The organism is Bacillus sp. Bvel1 (genome assembly GCF_014872755.1).
Lineage (GTDB): Bacteria > Bacillota > Bacilli > Bacillales > Bacillaceae > Bacillus > Bacillus velezensis.
This window is the reverse complement of sequence record NZ_JAAOBZ010000008.1, coordinates 571,993-591,893: the sequence shown is the minus strand read 5'-3', so window position 1 is coordinate 591,893 and position 19,901 is coordinate 571,993. Positions and strand designations below refer to the sequence as shown.

General features: G+C 45.8%; 23 protein-coding genes. 22 read left to right on the top strand and 1 reads right to left on the bottom strand.

Translation table 11 applies throughout. From position 1 onward, the window contains the following. Window positions 1–125: 125 nt before the first annotated feature. The 11 genes from glyA (at window position 126) to HAP68_RS17280 (ending at window position 9,471) form a co-directional block, all read left to right on the top strand. Window positions 126–1,373: a serine hydroxymethyltransferase gene (gene glyA / locus HAP68_RS17330; protein ID WP_003151153.1), complete on the top strand. Its 1,248-nt coding sequence runs from the start codon at window positions 126–128 to the stop codon at window positions 1,371–1,373. A gap of 134 nt (window positions 1,374–1,507) precedes the next feature. Next, entirely contained in the window at window positions 1,508–2,137 is a 630-nt protein-coding gene (upp, locus tag HAP68_RS17325; RefSeq protein WP_015387576.1) for a uracil phosphoribosyltransferase, read from the top strand. A gap of 420 nt (window positions 2,138–2,557) precedes the next feature. Next, the gene (gene atpI / locus HAP68_RS17320; protein WP_003151155.1) at window positions 2,558–2,941 is read left to right on the top strand and encodes an ATP synthase subunit I; all 384 of its coding nucleotides are present in this window, start codon (window positions 2,558–2,560) and stop codon (window positions 2,939–2,941) included. Window positions 2,942–2,948: 7 nt separating this feature from the next. Then, window positions 2,949–3,683: a F0F1 ATP synthase subunit A gene (gene atpB, locus HAP68_RS17315; RefSeq protein ID WP_003151158.1), complete on the top strand. Its 735-nt coding sequence runs from the start codon at window positions 2,949–2,951 to the stop codon at window positions 3,681–3,683. A 45-nt stretch (window positions 3,684–3,728) separates the two neighbouring features. Next, complete coding sequence (gene atpE, locus HAP68_RS17310) at window positions 3,729–3,941, top strand: F0F1 ATP synthase subunit C (protein ID WP_003151167.1); 213 nt, start codon at window positions 3,729–3,731, stop codon at window positions 3,939–3,941. A 142-nt stretch (window positions 3,942–4,083) separates the two neighbouring features. Further along, window positions 4,084–4,596, top strand: coding sequence for a F0F1 ATP synthase subunit B (gene atpF / locus HAP68_RS17305; protein ID WP_003151168.1), 513 nt, complete (start codon window positions 4,084–4,086; stop codon window positions 4,594–4,596). Next, complete coding sequence (locus tag HAP68_RS17300; RefSeq protein WP_003151169.1) at window positions 4,593–5,138, top strand: F0F1 ATP synthase subunit delta; 546 nt, start codon at window positions 4,593–4,595, stop codon at window positions 5,136–5,138. The genes atpF and HAP68_RS17300 overlap by 4 nt, the downstream gene beginning before the upstream one ends. Window positions 5,139–5,154: 16 nt before the next feature. After that, a complete protein-coding gene (gene atpA / locus HAP68_RS17295) occupies window positions 5,155–6,663 on the top strand; it encodes a F0F1 ATP synthase subunit alpha (RefSeq protein WP_003151170.1) in 1,509 nt (502 codons plus the stop codon). Window positions 6,664–6,738: 75 nt separating this feature from the next. Next, window positions 6,739–7,602: an ATP synthase F1 subunit gamma gene (gene atpG / locus HAP68_RS17290; protein ID WP_003151172.1), complete on the top strand. Its 864-nt coding sequence runs from the start codon at window positions 6,739–6,741 to the stop codon at window positions 7,600–7,602. A 25-nt stretch (window positions 7,603–7,627) separates the two neighbouring features. Then, window positions 7,628–9,049: a F0F1 ATP synthase subunit beta gene (gene atpD, locus HAP68_RS17285; RefSeq protein WP_003151173.1), complete on the top strand. Its 1,422-nt coding sequence runs from the start codon at window positions 7,628–7,630 to the stop codon at window positions 9,047–9,049. A 23-nt stretch (window positions 9,050–9,072) separates the two neighbouring features. Continuing rightward, window positions 9,073–9,471 carry a F0F1 ATP synthase subunit epsilon gene (locus HAP68_RS17280; RefSeq protein ID WP_003151176.1) on the top strand — a complete coding sequence of 133 codons (399 nt, stop codon included), beginning with the start codon at window positions 9,073–9,075 and terminating at the stop codon, window positions 9,469–9,471. A 44-nt stretch (window positions 9,472–9,515) separates the two neighbouring features. Here the strand turns inward: HAP68_RS17280 and HAP68_RS17275 are convergent, their stop codons facing one another. Further along, on the bottom strand, window positions 9,516–9,986 hold the full coding sequence (locus HAP68_RS17275; protein ID WP_003151179.1) for a hypothetical protein: 471 nt from the start codon (window positions 9,984–9,986) through the stop codon (window positions 9,516–9,518). A gap of 172 nt (window positions 9,987–10,158) precedes the next feature. Here HAP68_RS17275 and HAP68_RS17270 point away from each other — a divergent pair, with 172 nt between their 5' ends. The 11 genes from HAP68_RS17270 to HAP68_RS17220 all read left to right on the top strand — a co-directional run bounded on the left by HAP68_RS17270 (window position 10,159) and on the right by HAP68_RS17220 (window position 19,888). After that, window positions 10,159–10,389, top strand: coding sequence for a DUF1146 family protein (locus tag HAP68_RS17270; RefSeq protein ID WP_003151181.1), 231 nt, complete (start codon window positions 10,159–10,161; stop codon window positions 10,387–10,389). A 141-nt stretch (window positions 10,390–10,530) separates the two neighbouring features. After that, on the top strand, window positions 10,531–11,271 hold the full coding sequence (locus tag HAP68_RS17265; protein WP_003151183.1) for a YwmB family TATA-box binding protein: 741 nt from the start codon (window positions 10,531–10,533) through the stop codon (window positions 11,269–11,271). Window positions 11,272–11,304: 33 nt separating this feature from the next. Beyond that, entirely contained in the window at window positions 11,305–12,615 is a 1,311-nt protein-coding gene (murA, locus tag HAP68_RS17260) for a UDP-N-acetylglucosamine 1-carboxyvinyltransferase (RefSeq protein WP_003151185.1), read from the top strand. A 198-nt stretch (window positions 12,616–12,813) separates the two neighbouring features. Then, a complete protein-coding gene (gene spoIID, locus HAP68_RS17255) occupies window positions 12,814–13,845 on the top strand; it encodes a stage II sporulation protein D (RefSeq protein ID WP_015387577.1) in 1,032 nt (343 codons plus the stop codon). Window positions 13,846–14,111: 266 nt separating this feature from the next. Further along, a complete protein-coding gene (locus HAP68_RS17250; RefSeq protein ID WP_024085909.1) occupies window positions 14,112–14,798 on the top strand; it encodes a VWA domain-containing protein in 687 nt (228 codons plus the stop codon). A gap of 309 nt (window positions 14,799–15,107) precedes the next feature. Then, window positions 15,108–15,788, top strand: coding sequence for a VWA domain-containing protein (locus tag HAP68_RS17245; RefSeq protein ID WP_015387578.1), 681 nt, complete (start codon window positions 15,108–15,110; stop codon window positions 15,786–15,788). Between the two features lie 86 nt (window positions 15,789–15,874). After that, entirely contained in the window at window positions 15,875–16,039 is a 165-nt protein-coding gene (locus HAP68_RS17240) for a hypothetical protein (protein ID WP_003151191.1), read from the top strand. A gap of 94 nt (window positions 16,040–16,133) precedes the next feature. Continuing rightward, on the top strand, window positions 16,134–16,922 hold the full coding sequence (fdhD, locus tag HAP68_RS17235; protein WP_014306001.1) for a formate dehydrogenase accessory sulfurtransferase FdhD: 789 nt from the start codon (window positions 16,134–16,136) through the stop codon (window positions 16,920–16,922). 17 nt (window positions 16,923–16,939) lie between these two features. Then, window positions 16,940–17,965: a GTP 3',8-cyclase MoaA gene (moaA, locus tag HAP68_RS17230; RefSeq protein WP_014306000.1), complete on the top strand. Its 1,026-nt coding sequence runs from the start codon at window positions 16,940–16,942 to the stop codon at window positions 17,963–17,965. A 190-nt stretch (window positions 17,966–18,155) separates the two neighbouring features. Next, complete coding sequence (locus HAP68_RS17225; RefSeq protein ID WP_003151195.1) at window positions 18,156–19,286, top strand: response regulator aspartate phosphatase; 1,131 nt, start codon at window positions 18,156–18,158, stop codon at window positions 19,284–19,286. Window positions 19,287–19,408: 122 nt separating this feature from the next. Continuing rightward, window positions 19,409–19,888, top strand: a complete 480-nt coding sequence (locus tag HAP68_RS17220) for a hypothetical protein (protein WP_003151196.1) — start codon at window positions 19,409–19,411, stop codon at window positions 19,886–19,888. Window positions 19,889–19,901: the final 13 nt, after the last annotated feature.

The window sequence follows — 19,901 nt, the reverse complement described above, 5'->3', positions numbered from 1 at the left end:
ATGTTCGTGTTTTCTAATTAAATTTTGTGATTTTTTTAAATAAGCTGTTACATTCACCTGAAAAACCATGTACAATAAGGTGGTAAAAATAAAGAACAGGAAACGGATAGGAGAGGATCTCGCTGATGAAACATTTACCTGTACAAGATAAACAAGTGTTTAACGCCATCAAAGATGAGCGTAAGCGTCAACAGACTAAGATCGAATTAATTGCTTCTGAAAACTTCGTGACGGAAGCGGTAATGGAAGCACAAGGCTCTGTTTTAACAAACAAATATGCTGAAGGCTACCCCGGCAAACGCTACTACGGCGGCTGTGAGCATGTTGATGTCGTTGAGGACATCGCCCGCGACCGCGCGAAAGAGATTTTCGGAGCTGAGCATGTAAACGTTCAGCCGCACTCAGGCGCTCAGGCGAACATGGCTGTTTACTTCACGATTTTAGAGCACGGCGACACGGTGCTCGGGATGAACCTCTCCCACGGCGGCCACTTAACACACGGAAGCCCGGTTAATTTCAGCGGCGTTCAATACAACTTTGTAGAATACGGTGTCGATAAAGACACGCAATATATAGATTATGAAGATGTGCGTGAAAAAGCGCTGGCGCATAAGCCGAAACTCATCGTTGCCGGAGCGAGCGCATACCCCCGCACGATCGACTTTAAAAAATTCCGTGAAATCGCTGATGAAGTCGGCGCTTACTTCATGGTAGACATGGCGCATATCGCGGGTCTTGTCGCAGCCGGCCTTCATCCGAATCCGGTTCCTTACGCTGACTTTGTAACGACAACGACTCACAAAACACTTCGCGGACCCCGCGGAGGAATGATCCTTTGCCGTGAAGAGTTCGGCAAGAAGATTGATAAATCCATTTTCCCGGGAATCCAAGGCGGACCGCTTATGCATGTCATCGCGGCAAAAGCCGTTTCTTTCGGAGAAGTGCTTGAAGATGATTTCAAAACATATGCGCAAAACGTCATCTCGAACGCGAAGCGCCTGGCTGAGTCTCTGAACAAAGAGGGCATTCAGCTCGTATCAGGCGGAACGGATAACCACCTTGTGCTTGTCGACCTCCGTTCTCTCGGACTGACCGGAAAAGTCGCTGAACACGTTCTTGATGAAATCGGCATTACATCTAATAAAAACGCGATCCCTTACGATCCGGAAAAACCGTTCGTCACAAGCGGAATCCGTCTCGGTACGGCGGCTGTGACAAGCCGCGGCTTTGACGGTGACGCGCTTGAAGAAGTCGGCGCCATCATCGGCCTCGCGCTGAAAAATCATGAAGACGAAGCAAAACTTGAAGAAGCGAAACAGCGCGTATCTGCCTTGACTGAAAAGTTTCCTTTATATAAAGAACTGGACTATTAATAAGGAAGAAACCCGCCGGAATCTTAATCCGGCGGGTTTTTTTATGATTTTCTTGAAACTGTTTGTCTTTTTCTGTAGAATCAATAGAAGTGTGAAAAAGTCACTCGGACAACATAAAAGGAGCTGAACACAGTATGGGAAAGGTTTACGTATTTGATCATCCTTTAATCCAGCATAAGCTGACATATATTCGGAATGAAAATACAGGCACAAAGGATTTCAGAGACCTTGTGGATGAAGTCGCATCACTGATGGCGTTTGAAATTACACGTGATCTTCCTCTTCAAGAAGTGGAAGTGAAAACACCTGTTCAAACAGCGACATCCAAAGTGATTTCAGGGAAGAAACTCGGTATCGTGCCGATCCTGAGAGCGGGTCTCGGAATGGTTGACGGCATGCTGAAATTAATCCCGGCCGCTAAAGTGGGACATGTCGGATTATACCGTGATCCGGAAACCTTAAAACCGGTGGAATACTATGTCAAGCTTCCTTCTGATGTAGAAGAACGCGAATTTATTGTCGTGGATCCGATGCTTGCTACGGGAGGCTCTGCGGTGGAAGCGATCAACAGCCTGAAAAAGCGCGGCGCGAGAAACATTCGTTTTATGTGTCTTGTAGCGGCTCCGGAAGGCGTGGAAGAGCTGCAGAAACATCATTCTGACGTTGATATTTATATCGCCGCCCTTGATGAAAAACTGAATGAAAAAGGCTATATCGTTCCGGGCCTCGGTGACGCGGGTGACAGACTGTACGGAACCAAATAAATCGGAAAACCTCATTCAGGGGGTTTTCTTTTTTTTATCCAGATTTTAGCTGAATGGGCAGAGTTCATACATTTATAGGTGAATTTGTGAACATTCTGTGTATGCTTCCGGTATAAAAAGTTTTTTAACTTTAAACAGATTGACACATGTTAGGGGCTATTGTATGCTAAACGAGGGTATTATGAGAAGGTTTTCATTCCTTTCATTTCTAGTATCCATCCTCATTTTAAATCCTCCAAAAAAACCCGTTATATGAGGATTTATCTAAGCGAATGAAACAGCATCCCGTAGCATCAGGAGGATGAGTGGTTTTTTCGAACAGGCCGTTTTGCGGACAAAAAAGGCCTTCTGCAAGGGTTAACCGCATGTTTTGCCGTATCCAGGAATTATATTACATTTTCATCAGGAGACAGATAGTTGATGGACGATCCCAATCTTACATTCAGCAGACAACGGAGATATGTATTTGTAATCTTAGCAATCTATTTGCTGGGATATGGTCTTACGGCGTATAAAACTGTTTTTTTAGGCCTCTTTTTGGGAACTGTTTTCAGTTTGTTTAATTTGTGGCTCTTGACCAGAAGAATGAATGCTTTTGACAAGGCCGTGGCGAAAGGAAAGTCCATACGATCACTCGGGAGCGCAGCGCGTTGGTGCAATGCGATACTTGCGATGGCTGTCGCCTTTAAATATCCCGATAAAGTCAGTGTGGCAAGTGTGATTATTGGATTAATGACAATTTATCCCGTCATTATGATAGATTCCATTATTCAGCTCAAACGTTCATCAATGGAAGAGAGGTGAAAACCCATTGAATCACGATTACAGAACTATTGATTTGTTTGGTCTTACTTTTAATCTGACAAACATTCTGATGATTACTGTGGCAAGTGTGATTGTGCTGCTGATTGCGATTCTTACTACAAGAACGCTGTCCATCCGTCCGGGAAAAGCCCAGAACTTCATGGAATGGATTGTTGATTTTGTCCGCAATATTATAGGCAGTACAATGGATTTAAAAACAGGGGCTAACTTCTTGGCGCTTGGTGTAACCTTGCTGATGTACATATTTGTATCAAATATGCTAGGGCTGCCGTTTTCTGTAACGGTCGGACACGAGCTTTGGTGGAAATCACCGACGGCCGATCCGGCTATTACTCTGACTCTAGCCGTTATGGTTGTGTCGTTAACGCACTATTACGGCGTGAAGATGAAAGGTTTGAAGGAATACTCTAAGGATTACCTCAGACCGGTTCCGCTTATGTTCCCGATGAAGATCATTGAGGAGTTTGCGAATACGCTGACACTCGGACTTCGTCTTTACGGTAACATTTTCGCCGGGGAAATTCTTCTTGGCCTGCTTGCGAATCTGGCGACGAATTTCTACTCAAACAGTTTCTTTCTCGGTTTGGTCGGCACAGTCGGAGCCATTATTCCGATGCTTGCATGGCAGGCATTCAGCTTGTTCATCGGTACCATCCAGGCATTTATCTTTACGATGCTGACGATGGTGTACATGTCACACAAAATCAGTCATGATCATTAAAATCATATATCCATTCGGATAACATTTTAAAGGAGGAACTTTTTCATGAATTTAATAGCAGCTGCAATTGCAATCGGTTTAGGTGCACTTGGTGCAGGTATTGGTAACGGTCTGATCGTTTCACGTACGGTAGAGGGAATCGCCCGTCAGCCGGAAGCAGGAAAAGAACTTAGAACTCTTATGTTCATGGGTATCGCATTGGTTGAGGCCCTTCCGATTATCGCTGTCGTTATCGCGTTCTTAGCGTTCTTTGGCTAAGCAAAAAAGCCTTATATGAACTAAAAATGGCGAAGATCACTCTAAGAGAACCTTCGCCATTGCTTTATGTCTGATAAGCAGGCCGTCCCGAAACGGCTTTTTATCAGCAGAGAAAACCTGCAGAAGGGAGTTGCCGTAGTAGATGTCTCAATTACCTCTTGAATTAGGACTGTCGTTTAACGGCGGAGATATCCTATTCCAATTGTTAGCTATGTTAGTTTTATTAGCGCTTCTCAAGAAATTCGCTCTGGGACCGCTATTAAATATAATGAAACAGCGTGAAGATCATATCGCCGGCGAAATTACGTCCGCTGAAGAAAGAAATAAAGAAGCGCAGAAGCTGATTGAAGAGCAGCGCGTTCTTTTAAAAGAAGCGAAACAGGAATCACAATCACTCATTGAAAATGCGAAAAAACTGGGTGAAAAGCAGAAGGAAGACATTATCCAGGCTGCACGCGCCGAGTCTGAAAGATTGAAAGAAGCGGCGAGAACCGAAATTGTCAAAGAAAAAGAACAAGCGGTTTCCGCACTTCGCGAGCAAGTCGCATCACTTTCTGTCTTAATCGCATCGAAAGTGATTGAAAAAGAGCTTGATGAACAAGCCCAGGAACAACTGATTCAGGACTATCTTAAAGAGGTAGGAGAAAGCCGATGAGTGGATCTGCTGTCTCTAAACGATACGCGTCAGCGCTTTTCGACATTGCCGTTGAGACTTCTCAAATCAATGAAATCGAAGAAGAGCTTACCGTACTAAAAGAAGTGTTCCGGAACGAAGCCGGATTACAGGAAGTGCTAAGCCATCCGAAGGTATCGGCCGCTAAGAAAAAAGAGCTGATTCAGCAATCGTTCGGCGCACTGTCTGAGTCTGTGCTGCATACGATTTTTCTTCTGATTGACCGCCGCCGGTCTTCGATTGTGCCTGATCTCACAGACGAGTTTATCAAACTTGCCAATCAGGCCCGTCAGACAGAGGACGCGGTTGTTTATTCAGTAAAGCCGCTTTCAGAAGCGGAAATGTTATCATTGTCTCAAGTGTTTGCAAAAAAAGCCGGAATCGCTTCGCTCAGAATCAGAAATGAAGTGCAGACGGATTTAATAGGCGGCATTAAAGTCCGCATTGGAAACCGGATTTATGACGGAAGCGTAAGCGGAAAGCTTGAGCGCATGGAACGTCAACTTGCCGGAGGAAATCGATAGAAGGGGTGAAACCTAAGTGAGCATCAAAGCTGAAGAGATTAGCACGCTGATAAAGCAGCAAATTCAAAATTACCAATCTGAAATTGAAGTTCATGACGTAGGTACAGTCATCCAAGTCGGAGACGGTATTGCGCGTGTACACGGCCTTGACAATTGTATGGCCGGTGAACTTGTTGAGTTTTCAAACGGCGTTTTGGGTATGGCTCAAAACCTTGAAGAATCCAACGTAGGTATCGTTATCTTAGGACCTTACAGAGATATCCGCGAAGGTGATGAGGTCAAAAGAACGGGCCGCATCATGGAAGTTCCTGTAGGTGAAGAATTAATCGGACGTATCGTCAACCCGCTCGGACAGCCGGTAGACGGACTGGGTCCGATTCTGACAAGCAAAACACGTCCGATCGAAAGCCAGGCTCCAGGCGTAATGGACCGTAAATCGGTACATGAGCCGCTGCAAACGGGTATCAAAGCGATCGACGCGTTAATTCCGATCGGCCGCGGACAGCGTGAACTGATTATCGGGGATCGTCAGACAGGTAAAACATCTGTTGCGATTGATACAATCTTAAACCAAAAAGATCAAGACATGATCTGTGTGTACGTAGCGATCGGCCAAAAAGAATCTACAGTACGCGGCGTGGTGGAAACGCTTCGTAAGCACGGCGCGCTTGATTACACGATTGTCGTGACGGCATCCGCTTCACAGCCGGCTCCGCTTCTTTACCTTGCACCGTATGCAGGGGTGACAATGGGTGAAGAATTCATGTACAACGGCAAGCACGTTCTCGTCGTATATGATGATTTATCCAAACAAGCGGCCGCTTACCGTGAGCTGTCATTGCTTCTTCGCCGTCCGCCGGGCCGTGAAGCATTCCCTGGGGATGTATTCTATCTTCACTCCCGTCTGCTTGAGCGCGCAGCCAAGCTGAGTGACGCTAAAGGCGCAGGATCAATTACGGCGCTGCCGTTCGTCGAAACACAAGCAGGAGATATCTCCGCTTATATCCCGACAAACGTCATTTCCATTACTGACGGACAGATTTTCCTTCAATCCGATCTATTCTTCTCAGGCGTGCGTCCTGCGATCAATGCCGGATTATCCGTATCCCGTGTCGGCGGGTCAGCCCAAATCAAAGCGATGAAAAAGGTAGCGGGAACATTGCGTCTTGACCTTGCTTCATACCGTGAACTTGAAGCATTCGCCCAATTCGGATCTGATCTTGACCAGGCGACTCAGGCGAAACTGAACCGCGGTGCGCGTACAGTTGAAGTGCTGAAGCAAGACTTGAATAAGCCGCTTCCGGTTGAAAAACAGGTAGCCATTCTTTATGCGCTGACAAAAGGATATCTTGATGATATTCCGGTTGCGGATATCAGACGTTTTGAAGAAGAGTACTACATGTACCTTGATCAAAACCATAAAGATCTGCTTGACGGCATTGCGAAAACAGGAAACCTTCCTGCTGATGAAGACTTCAAAGCTGCAATCGAAGGCTTCAAACGCACATTTGCACCAAGCAACTAACCCTTAGAAGATGAGAGAAAAAGGTTCTCTTTTTCTCTCTTTTTACGCAAATGAAGAATAAAGGTGGTGAAATCTTTGGCCTCATTACGCGATATTAAGTCAAGGATCACGTCAACGAAAAAAACAAGCCAGATTACAAAAGCCATGCAGATGGTATCCGCTGCGAAGCTGAACCGTGCGGAAACCAACGCGAAGTCATTTGCTCCGTATATGGATAAGATCCAGGAGGTTGTGTTTAACGTCGGAAAAGGCGCGAAAAACGCGAAACACCCGATGCTTGTCTCAAGAGAAGTGAAAAAGACGGCGTATCTCGTCATTACGTCTGACCGCGGGCTTGCGGGTGCGTTTAACAGTTCGGTTTTGCGAAACGCTTACCGCACCATTCAAGAACGCCATCAGTCTAAAGATGAATACACGGTGATTGCAATCGGCAGAGTCGGCCGCGATTTCTTCAAAAAACGGGAGATGCCGATTTTGTCTGAGTTAGTGGGGCTTGGCGACGAGGTCACTTTTGCTCAGATTAAAGATTTGACCCGTCAGACGGTTCAAATGTTTATCGACGGCGCTTTTGATGAACTGCATTTGGTGTATAACCATTTCGTCAGTGCGATTTCACAGGAAGTGACGGAGAAAAAAGTGCTGCCTTTAACGGATTTCGGAACGAGCGGCGGGAAGCGCACGGCTTCTTACGAGTTCGAACCGGATGAAGAAGAGGTGCTCGAAGTGCTGCTTCCTCAATATGCGGAAAGCTTAATTTACGGCGCGCTTCTTGACAGTAAAGCAAGTGAACACGCTGCGAGAATGACAGCAATGAAAAATGCGACTGATAATGCGAAAGAACTCATTGATTCACTTTCGCTTTCATATAACCGCGCGCGTCAAGCGGCGATTACACAAGAAATTACCGAAATTGTCGGCGGTGCAGCCGCTTTAGAATAGAAAGATTTTGTCAGGAGGGATAGCGATGAAGAAAGGACGCGTAAGTCAGGTGCTTGGACCGGTTGTCGACGTACGTTTCGAGGACGGCCACTTGCCTGCGATTTATAATGCGATTAAAGTTTCACAGCCAGCTACAGGCGAAAATGAAGTAGGCATCGACCTAACGCTAGAGGTTGCTCTTCATTTAGGCGATGATACAGTCCGTACAATTGCCATGGCATCTACGGATGGAATTCAGCGCGGAATGGAAGCCGTTGATACAGGTGCGCCGATTTCCGTTCCTGTCGGTGATGTGACTCTCGGACGCGTATTTAACGTACTGGGAGATAAAATTGATTTAAATGAACCGCTGCCTGCGGATGCTCAAAAGGACCCGATCCACAGATCAGCTCCTTCATTCGATGAGCTTTCAACTGAGGTTGAAATTCTTGAAACGGGGATTAAGGTTGTTGACCTGCTCGCTCCTTACATCAAGGGCGGTAAAATCGGATTGTTCGGCGGCGCCGGCGTAGGTAAAACCGTATTAATCCAGGAATTAATCAACAACATCGCGCAAGAGCACGGCGGTATTTCCGTATTCGCCGGTGTAGGAGAGCGTACTCGTGAAGGGAACGACCTTTTCTACGAAATGAGCGATTCAGGCGTTATCAAGAAAACAGCCATGGTCTTCGGACAGATGAACGAGCCGCCGGGCGCACGTATGCGTGTAGCACTGACGGGTCTTACAATGGCTGAGCATTTCCGTGATAAACAAGGACAGGACGTACTGTTCTTTATCGATAACATTTTCCGTTTCACACAAGCGGGTTCAGAGGTTTCCGCGCTTCTCGGCCGTATGCCTTCTGCGGTTGGTTATCAGCCGACGCTTGCGACAGAAATGGGTCAGCTTCAAGAGCGTATTACGTCTACAAACGTTGGTTCAGTTACATCTATCCAGGCGATCTACGTGCCTGCCGATGACTACACTGACCCGGCTCCGGCGACAACGTTCGCTCACTTGGATGCAACGACTAACCTTGAGCGTAAATTAACTGAAATGGGTATCTACCCTGCGGTTGATCCGCTGGCTTCCACTTCCCGCGCGCTTGCTCCGGAAATTGTCGGAGAAGAGCATTATGCGGTGGCGCGTGAAGTTCAGTCAACGCTTCAGCGTTACAAAGAACTTCAGGATATTATCGCGATTCTCGGTATGGACGAATTAGGTGAAGAAGACAAGCTTGTCGTTCACCGCGCACGCCGTATCCAGTTCTTCCTTTCTCAAAACTTCCACGTAGCTGAGCAGTTTACGGGACAAAAGGGTTCTTACGTGCCTGTTAAAGAAACGGTACGAGGCTTTAAAGAAATCCTTTCCGGTAAATATGACCATCTTCCGGAAGATGCATTCCGTCTTGTGGGACGCATTGAAGAAGTCATTGAGAATGCAAAAGAGATGGGTGTAGAAGTTTAATCTGGTCCTAGGAGGGTAAAAGCATGAAGACCGTTAAAGTCAATATCGTTACTCCCGACGGCCCAGTATATGATGCTGATATTGAAATGGTGAGTGTAAGAGCCGAGAGCGGTGATCTCGGTATCCTGCCTGGCCATATTCCGACCGTGGCTCCGCTTAAAATCGGCGCTGTCCGCCTTAAAAAAGACGGGCAGACCGAATTGGCGGCTGTCAGCGGCGGATTTTTAGAAGTCCGTCCTGATCAGGTCACTATCCTTGCACAAGCCGCTGAAACAGCGGAAAGCATTGATAAAGAGCGCGCCCTTGCTGCGAAAAAGCGGGCGGAAGACCGTTTGAACAAACGATCAGATGATACTGACATTCGTCGGGCTGAGCTTGCGTTACAGCGGGCTGTAAACAGATTGGATGTTGCAGGAAACTAAAAAAGAATCCTTCTCGGCTGTCTGAGAAGGATTCTTTTTCTATATTAACGCATAAGAGATTCATAGACGCCGATAAGCGGATGATCCTCTTCTTTTTGCAGATATAAATGTTCGCAGCAGTTGTCGGTGTGCCACGTTTTGTTTCCTCTCCGCACACCCGTCGTATAAGCGCCGTCCGTATACGGATAAGGTTTGACGACCCATTCGGCATCGTCATGATGTCTGATGGCGCAATCGATGACATACACACTGAGCATTTTCTCAAATTCGTCAATCGGCAGGTTCCAATCCGCCAAAAGCAGCTCTTTTATGCTGCGGAAGTAAAGAGCTTCCACTGCCAGCAGGCTGCCGGGTGAATAATCAAGAGAAATGTTGAAAAACTGACATAATTCTTTCAGTTCCTCTGTTTGAGACTGTCTATAATCATAGTAGAATGCTATCGCTTCCCACTCGTGGTCAAATACGGGAAGTGTTTCTCCATACTGCTTTTCCGGATGAAAAAAGGAATGATTCATATTCCCATCTCCTTTCCAAAAAAGTATATCATGCCGGAGAACGGACATTTAAGCGGGGATTGCCCCTAATTTTGGATAAAAATTCTGATGTAAAAATGATCATCTTTCTCTCTTCTTCTTATATAATAAGAGAGGATATGAGGGGCGGAAAAAATGAAAGGAGATGGAATTTGTGAATGTATTGGGGCAGCAGGCCGCAATCAGCATCCTGGTTCACCTGGTATGCATTGCGGTGACATGGTGGGCGCTTCAGGCCGTCAACTTTGATCCGCTGATCCGAAAAGGAAAAATAGTGCAGGCGAGGCTGCTGATCATTCTTCTTACCATTGCGATCGGTACGGCAGTCGCCAACTTCTTTTTAGATTATCTTACCTATTCGAAACAGCTTCCATACTTATTTTAAGATGTTTCGTCTGTTGAAATGAAGGGAATCGCTGGGTGAGAAACCAATTTTTCTTCACCCGCTTGGCGAGTTTTGACGAAGTTTTCCATGTATTGCTTTCCCCGGCTCCGGCAAAAATGGGAGTAAGGGGGAGAGATCGATATGAAGAAAAAAAGAGCAGGCCGCATCATCTTGTTTTTTGTTTTTTTAAGCGCCTTAATAGCGGTATTTCATTCCATTCATGCAAGTGAGCTGTCTCCGCTTGCCCAGATTGCCGAAGGAATGGAGCGGCAGCAGGTCACTGTGGATGAATGGACGCTTCATGCGAAAAAAAATCTGAACCTGTCACTGAGTGAATTTGATGACAAGGTAAAAGAACTGAAGACGCAGTATCCGCAATATCATTGGGAATCCGCGCGGGAAGATAAAATCGTAAAGGCCGTCGGCACGTATTCTGACAAAAAAAATCACACAACTTTTAAACTGCAGCTCGTCACTACCCTCAAAAACCAGAACCCAACTTCGTATTTATTATATGAGCAAATGAGCCCGGAGCAACCGGAAAACTGGAATGATACATATGAACAGTTTGAACGGCAGGCACATGACATATTTCAAAATAAAGTATTTATTTTTACTTGTCTAAAGGGTCATTTAAATGATAATATGAGTATTGTTTTGCAAAAAAAAGCAGAACAGCTCATGAAAGAATTTGAAGCAAGTCCAGTTGAACATGTAGTTGAGCCTCATTTCGTTTCTGTTTCTGCATTTACATATAAGTGGACAGATTACATCATGACATCGAAACATAAGATGAATGTGCAAGTTGCGCTTAGAAGTGCGGGAATGGGCGGAAAACATACCGTTACGGTTGGCACACCAATCGTGACAACTGAATATTAATATAGAGAATATAGGGACGCGGAGGGGAATACCTTGGAAAAAATCATCGTCCGCGGCGGTCAGAAGTTAAACGGCACAGTGAAAGTTGAAGGAGCAAAAAATGCCGTTTTACCAGTTATCGCTGCATCTTTATTAGCAAGTGAAGAAAAAAGCGTAATATGTGATGTACCTACGCTCTCCGATGTATATACAATTAATGAAGTGTTGCGTCATTTAGGAGCAGATGTGCATTTTGAGAATAATGAAGTTACCGTAAACGCTTCTTACGCTTTAGAAACAGAAGCACCTTTTGAATATGTGCGCAAAATGCGCGCGTCAGTGCTTGTTATGGGCCCTCTGTTAGCTCGTACGGGTCATTCAAGAGTAGCGCTTCCGGGCGGCTGCGCAATCGGCTCAAGACCGATTGATCAGCATTTAAAAGGCTTTGAAGCAATGGGTGCAAAAATCAAAGTAGGCAACGGCTTTATTGAAGCAGAAGTGGAAGGCCGTCTGCAGGGCGCAAAAATCTATTTAGATTTCCCAAGTGTGGGTGCGACAGAAAACTTGATTATGGCAGCTGCTTTAGCTGAAGGAACAACAACGCTTGAAAACGTGGCAAAAGAGCCTGAAATCGTTGACTTAGCGAACTATATCAATGCGATGGGCGGAAAAATCCGCGGAGCCGGCACAGGCACCATTAAAATTGAAGGTGTCGAGAAGCTTCGCGGCGTAAGACACAACATCATTCCTGACCGTATTGAAGCGGGTACTTTCATGGTGGCTGCGGCTATCACGGAAGGAAATGTATTAGTCAAAGGTGCGGTTCCTGAGCATCTTACGTCTTTAATTGCGAAAATGGAAGAAATGGGAGTCAAAATTACGGATGAAGGAGAAGGCCTTCGTGTCATCGGTCCTGCCCAGCTGAAGCCGATCGACATTAAAACGATGCCTCACCCAGGATTCCCGACTGATATGCAGTCGCAAATGATGGCGCTGCTTCTCCGTGCGAGCGGAACAAGCATGATTACTGAAACTGTGTTTGAAAACCGTTTTATGCATGCTGAAGAATTCCGCCGGATGAATGGCGACATTAAAATTGAAGGACGTTCTGTGATCATTAACGGTCCTGTACAGCTGCAAGGCGCAGAAGTTGCCGCTACGGACCTGCGTGCGGGCGCGGCGCTGATTCTTGCGGGATTAGTGGCTGAAGGTCATACACGCGTCACGGAACTGAAGCACTTGGATCGCGGTTATGTGAATTTCCATAAAAAACTTGCGGCTCTCGGCGCTGACATCGAGCGTGTCGTTGATGAAACGGCCGCTGAACAAGAAAGCAAAGAAGTCGTAACTGACCTAAACGCATAATGGCTGTAAAAACAGTATGTCAATCTGGCATACTGTTTTTTTATGGTTTATCATCATTATTATGCTCTGATTTTCAAAAAAGAATACGTTTTTCGCGTGAAAAATGGAATAAGATTCTGTCCAAAAGGAAGTCATATTAGCTTGTCCCTGCCCATAAGATGAAGTAGAGTCGAATCCCAAGCAGGAGGCAGCTGATATATGAAACCGATTGTATTTCTACTATCCGGGCTGTGTATACTTATTCTTCTTGTTCCCACCATTCTCGTTCTTCCGTTTCAGGCGGAAAAAGGAGCAGCCGTAAACAGAGAGCCCGGACACAAAACAACACACACCACACGAGAAACAAAAGGAGCAGAAACATTGAAAGAATCACCTGTATCCATTCCGGTTTATCGGACATCCAATCATTCTGTAGAGAACATTCCGCTTGAAGAGTACGTGATCGGTGTCGTGGCTTCCGAAATGCCCGCAACCTTTAAACCGGAAGCCTTAAAAGCCCAGGCGCTCGCCGCCCGGACATTCATCGTCAGATTGATGGTCGCTGACTCAGCCGTTCAGGCGCCGAAAGGATCACTGGTGGACGATACGCAAATGTTCCAAGTCTATCAAAGCAAAAGCCAGCTGAAAAAAGAATGGGGTTCTAAGTACGCACACAACCTCAAGAAAATCACAAATGCGGTCGCAGGCACGCAAGGAAAGATTTTAACGTACGACAACAAGCCGATTGAGGCATCTTTCTTCTCTACGAGCAACGGGTATACGGAAAATGCGGAAGCCTATTGGACAAGCGCCATTCCTTATTTAAAGAGCGTGAAAAGTCCGTGGGATAAGCAATCGCCGAAATATCTCGCCACCCAGACCTTCAGTGTGCCGGAGTTTCAGCAAAAGCTCGGCGTACAGCTCTCGGGACAAAACACGGTAGGGCAGATTACAGCCAGAACGCCGGGCCATCAAGTGGCGACGGCCGTCATAAACGGCAAAAAGCTGAAGGGAAGAGACATCCGGGAAAAACTCGGACTCCGTTCTGCCGACTTTGAATGGAAACGGAACGGCGGCAGCATCACCATTACGACAAAAGGATTCGGCCACGGCGTCGGCATGAGCCAGTACGGGGCCAATTACATGGCGGAGCAGGGGAAATCCGTGGCGGACATCGTCAAGCATTATTATCAGGGAGTGGACATATCCGAAGCAGATTCATTTTTAAACAAATATATGGCGAAAAAATAGACGCTTTCATGAGCGTCTGTTTTTTTTTGAAAACTATTCCATAAACGGTAAAGCAACCAACAGACTCATATAACGAAAGCCTAAAGGCTGACAAATGCCGTCTGAAGGCTGAGCGCCGGGTGAAAATCACTGATAAAAATGCCGTATCTATGTGAATATACGCAAAAATAATGAGGAACGCCGTCCTATTTATTTCCCTTTTCATCTCATTTACGATAAATATTGTTCGGCGTTGAACGTAAATCTATTGAAAAGGGGAAGAAGCAATGAAAAAAACACTTTCACTCATAATCATGCTCGGATTGATGCTGACTGCTGCATCTCCTGCTTTTGCTGCCGAGAATGCAAACGAGAAGACATTTTTATTTAAAAACAATATCGCCATTTTGCTTGATGCGAGCGGCAGTATGGCGAAACGGATTGACGGCGTTTCTAAATACAATATGGCAAAAGATGAAATCGTCCGTTTTGCAGATCGAATTAAGTCTACATCACAGGTCAGAATGACGGTTTTCGGTTCGGAAGGCAATAATAAAAACTCCGGAAAAGTTCAATCTTGTGAATCCATTCGCGGTGTATACGGATTCCAAAAGTTTGACAGACAGAGCTTCCTCAACTCTCTGAACGGAATCGGGCCTACGGGCTGGACACCGATTGCAAAAGCATTAGAAGATGCGAGGGCTTCTTTTAACGGCGTTCATAAATTCGGCTTTAAATCCGTTTACCTGTTGACGGACGGTGAGGAGACATGCGGCGGAGATCCTATTAAGACAGCGAAAGAACTTCGCAAACATCATATTAAAGTCAACGTAATCGGCTTTGACTTTAAAGAAGGCTTCAACGGACAGCTTCACGCAATTGCCGGTGCGGGCGGAGGAAAATATTACGAAGCTCACAGCCAAAAGGATATGAACCGCATCTTTACGATGGAAGCGAGTTCATTAGCGAAATAAGAAAAGGTGCCGTTTAGCGGCCCTTTTTTTTATTTTTATTTAACAAAAATTTCAAGAAAAGATGAAGAGAAAACTGTAAAAAGAATCAGATTCCGGACTTATATTACAAAAAGGGCGAAAAAGGCATTAAATCTGTCATCATTTATCCAATCTTTTTAGGATGATGCGCATAATTCTGTTCATTTTTAACGGCGTACAGCCGCTTATACAAAAGGAATCCCGCCCTATATCTTTTTGCATACTCCTCATCTAGCATAGAGAAGAGCCGGGGGCCCATCGGCCAAAAACAAACGGAGAGGAATGAAGGAAATGAAAAAAATGTTCACTGCGGGGATTGTCGGACTTTTGACGCTTTCACTCGGATCACCTGTTTTTGCAGCTGAGAAAAAGCACGAAGAAACAAACGTCGCCGTGCTGTTTGACGCAAGCGGGAGCATGATACAAAAAACAGGGGGAGAGCGTAAAATAGATGTTGCGAAAGAGTCTGTCACTTCTTTTGCGGAAGTTCTTCCTGAAGACACGAATCTGATGCTTCGGGTATTCGGGCATAAGGGCAATAATAAAAACTCAGGCAAAGCCGTATCATGTAACGCGACAGAAACGTTATACGGCCTTCAGCCGTACGCCGTGACTCCATTTGAGCAATCACTCAGCAAGATTAAACCAACCGGCTGGACACCGATAGCGAAAGCGCTTTCTGATACACGTGAAGAATTTGAGCGGGCCGGCGCTAAAGGGAAAAACGTCGTATATCTGATCACAGACGGTGAAGAAACATGCGGCGGGAATCCTCAAGCCGAAATTCAAAAGCTCCGTAAAGCGAATGTCAACACGGTCGTCAATATCATCGGCTTCAACTTCGGCATGAAAGGAAGCGAAAGCCTTGAAAAAGCGGCGGAAGCGGGAGGCGGCACATACGTCTCAGCTGACAGCGCGGACGAGTTCAAACAGGCTTGGGAAGACGCCGCAAAGGATTTAGCAAAAGAATAGGTTAAAAAAGGACGCCCGTGCGGCGTCTTTTTTTGTTTAGAAAACGGAACCGCGGGAATGATACGGATAAAAGGAGATGAACGCTGTTGTTAAAAGGAGCAGGCATTATATTGGTGCTGGCGGCAGTCGTTTTTGTTCTGATAGGGATTTTTCTGAAGCTTGCCGCCTTCATATTCGTCAGTATATTGGCCATTATCGCCGCAGTTATTTTATTCACCATTCTGAGCAGACATCATCGCAATGAAACATAGAGTCCGAAGAGGGCTCTTTTTTTAAACCGCAAATTCGACAAAATACAGGGATTGTGGAAGAATAAAAGAGAAGGATACTGCGGAGGGGAAAACAGTGGATGAAAAAACAACAGCGGTAAGAGACATATACCGCTATGAAAAAGGGGTATTAACAAAGACGGCAGATCGGATGGTTTCAGAGTATCCGCTTACCGTCATGGTGAACGGGCAGGAATTTGTTACGCTCGTCTGCACGCCTGACCATTTAGAGGAACTCGTCATCGGATTTCTCGCATCAGAAGGCGTCATTCGTTTTGAAAAAGAGATCAAAAGCTTTACTATAGATGAAAGTCTCGGGTTCGCATATGTTGAACTGACGAATCCCGGAGTGCTTGAGCAAAAAGACTATACGAAGAGGGTCATCGGTTCATGCTGCGGGAAAGGCCGCCATTTTTACTTTCAGCAGGATGTGAAAACGGCCAAAACCGCCGTCAGCCGGATTACCATAACTCCTGAGACGTGCCTTCGCCTGATGAAGGAGATGCAAAGCGGAAGCGGCACCTTCCGGGAAACGGGCGGCGTCCATAATGCAGCGCTGTGCGATACGGAAAAGCTGCTCTTGATGAGGACGGATATCGGGCGCCACAACGCGCTGGATAAGCTGTACGGCTGCTGTTTGAAAAACGGAATGCCCGTCCGTGACAAGCTGATCGTCTTCAGCGGCCGGATTTCCTCAGAGGTTTTATTAAAAGCCGCAAAAATCGGCGTGTCGATTGTCATTTCAAAATCGGCGCCGACGGAGCTCGCGCTGCAAATGGCGGAAGAGCTGAACATCACCGCGATCGGTTTTGTCAGAAACGGATCATTTAACGTATACACACATCCTGAACGGGTTGAACAATAGAAAGGGGTCTTGGGCTTATGAATACAGAAACGCGCCGGGTGACAGACAAAAAGGAAAGGCCGCTCAGGGATCTTCGTATCTCTGTAACCGACCGCTGCAACTTCAGATGCACGTACTGTATGCCAGCCGAATTATTCGGACCGGATTATCCATTTTTACAAAAGACGGAATTGCTCTCCTTCGAGGAGCTTGAGCGGCTTGCGAAGCTGTTTGTCGGCCGCTTCGGCGTTGAAAAAATCAGGCTGACGGGCGGAGAGCCGCTCATGAGAAAAGATATGCCTGAATTGATCAAAAAACTTGCGCGCATCCCCGGACTTAAAGATATCGCGATGACGACAAACGGCTCTCTGCTTCCCGTGTACGCGGAAAAACTGAAGCAGGCGGGGCTGCATCGAGTGACAGTCAGCCTCGATTCTTTAGAGGATGAGCGGTTTAAGGCCATTAACGGCCGCGGCGTTTCGGTGAACAAGGTGCTTGAGGGCATTGAGGCGGCAAAAGCGGCCGGACTCGGTGTGAAAATCAATATGGTTGTTCAAAAGGGCGTCAATGAAAAAGATATCCTGCCGATGGCCCGCTATTTTAAAGAAAAGGGTCATATTCTCCGGTTTATTGAATTTATGGATGTAGGCAATACGAATCAATGGAATAAAAAAGACGTGATCACGAAGGCCGAAATTATTGATCTGATCAACCAGCACATGCCGACGGAGCCGATAGAAGCGAATTATAAAGGAGAGGTCGCTTCCAGGTTCCGCTATCTTGACGGTTCCGGCGAAATCGGCGTGATTTCCTCCGTCTCGGATGCATTCTGCGCCTCCTGCAACAGAGCGCGCCTGTCGGCGAGAGGCGAGCTGTTTACGTGCCTGTTTGCCTCAAGCGGCTATGATGTTCGGAAACTCGTGCGCGGCGGTCTGACCGATGATGAATTGACGGAATCCATCGCTTCTGTTTGGAGAAATCGCACGGATCAGTATTCAATTGACCGCGCGCTTTCTAAAACGGATGGAAAAAAGAAAGTGGAAATGTCTTATATAGGCGGATGAAGAAAAGCTTGCCCGGACAAGGGCAGGCTTTTTTATTCACATTATGAGAGCGGTCTGTTCAAAAAATACCGGTAACAGCCGAAATATATGATAGGAATTTTGATGCAGGACAATCAAGTTATGCAATTCCAAAGCCATACAATATGTTAAAATATAACCAATAGAAATTAGAAAAGGTTGTGAAAGGGGCATGACCGCATACGAGATTCCGTCATCTCAAGTTGGAGTCAAGATCAACAAATGGTACAAGCACATTTTAGCGTTTCAAGCGGCTGATGCCATAAAGCTGAAAGAGGAAATTGATGAGGATATACAACGTATGGAGGAAGACCAGCTGCTGCTGTTATATTATCAGCTGATCAGCTACCGCCATCATATTATGCTTGATTACGTCAAGCCGGAATGCACCGAACAATCACAGATTCAGTACAGCGAGCTGCAAAAGACGATCGAAAGCACGGACAGCATATCGGGACTGTCTGAGTATTATTTCCATTTGTTCAGAGGGATGTATGAATTCGATCACAATAACTATGTTGCGGCTATTTCTTTTTACCGGAAAGCGGAAAAACTCCTTTCATTTGTCGAGGATGATATAGAGAGGGCGGAATTCCATTTCAAGATGTCTGAAGTGTTTTACGTCATGAAGCAGACTCATTTTTCCATGAATCACGGGATTCAGGCGCTGGATACGTATATGAAACACGATTTTTACAGAGTGCGGAGAATTCAATGCCATTTCGTCATTTCAGGAAACTACATCGACTGCAAAAACTACGACAAAGCGCTTGAGCATTTAGACGAAGCCCTCCGCCTTTCTTTGCTTGAAGGACAGCCCCGCCTGATCGGGTCTTCGCTTTACAATCTGGGGAATTGTTATGCTGAAAAGCGGGATCTGGATGAAGCGGCCCGGTACTTTAGAAAAGCGGTTCCCGTTTTTGAAGAGCATCAGCTTGAACAGCTTCCGAAGGCGCTGTTCAGCTTAACGCACACCCTTTTCAGGCTGCATGATGACCAAGCGGCCCTCACCTATTATGAAAGAGGGATCATGATCGCGAAAGAACGCGGCGACCGATTCAGTTTAGAGAAGTATAAGTTTTTACAAGCGCTTTATTTGGAGTCACTCAATATGGATTTAATCCATGAAGTGTTTGACTATATGAATGAAAAATCGCTGTATGTGTATATTGAAGATTTCGCCTTGGAGGCCGCCGTTTACACAAGCGCACATGAGCAATATAAAGAAGCGGCGTATTTTTATGAAAAAGCGATTCGCATGAGAGAAAACATTCAAAAAGAACAGTGTTTATACGATATATAATTTTTCTTAACCATCTGATCAGCAGATGGTTATTTTTTTATGCACATCAGGACGTTTGATCATAGAAAAAATCGGAAAAATCGCAAAAGAGGGAAAAAAGTACGATGGGAAGGAGGGATTTGTTGTTCGGATTTAATGATATGATAAAGTTTTTCGTTTCATTTCTCATCATTCTCCCGATGGTGTCTGTCATCCATGTGTCGGGACACAGCTTTATGGCCATGCTGTTCGGAGGCAAGGCGTCGTTGGATATCGGAATGGGGAAACGTCTTTTAAAAGTAGGGCCGATTCAGGTTCGGCGTATCTACTTCATAGATTCTTTCTGCAAGTTCGGCGAATTGCGGATAGATAACCGACTGACGAGCGCGCTCGTCTATTCCGGAGGCTGTCTGTTTAATCTCGCTTCTATCTTTTTAATAAATCTGCTGATCATAAAAGATTTCCTAGAGCCAAACTTATTTTTTTACCAATTTGTCTATTTTTCGACTTATTATGTTTTCTTTGCTCTTCTGCCCGTGCAATACGGGGATAATAAGCTGTCAGACGGATTGGCCGTTTACAAAGTGATCCGCTACGGGGAACGCTGTGAAATCAATAATTGAGAGTTGAAATGTT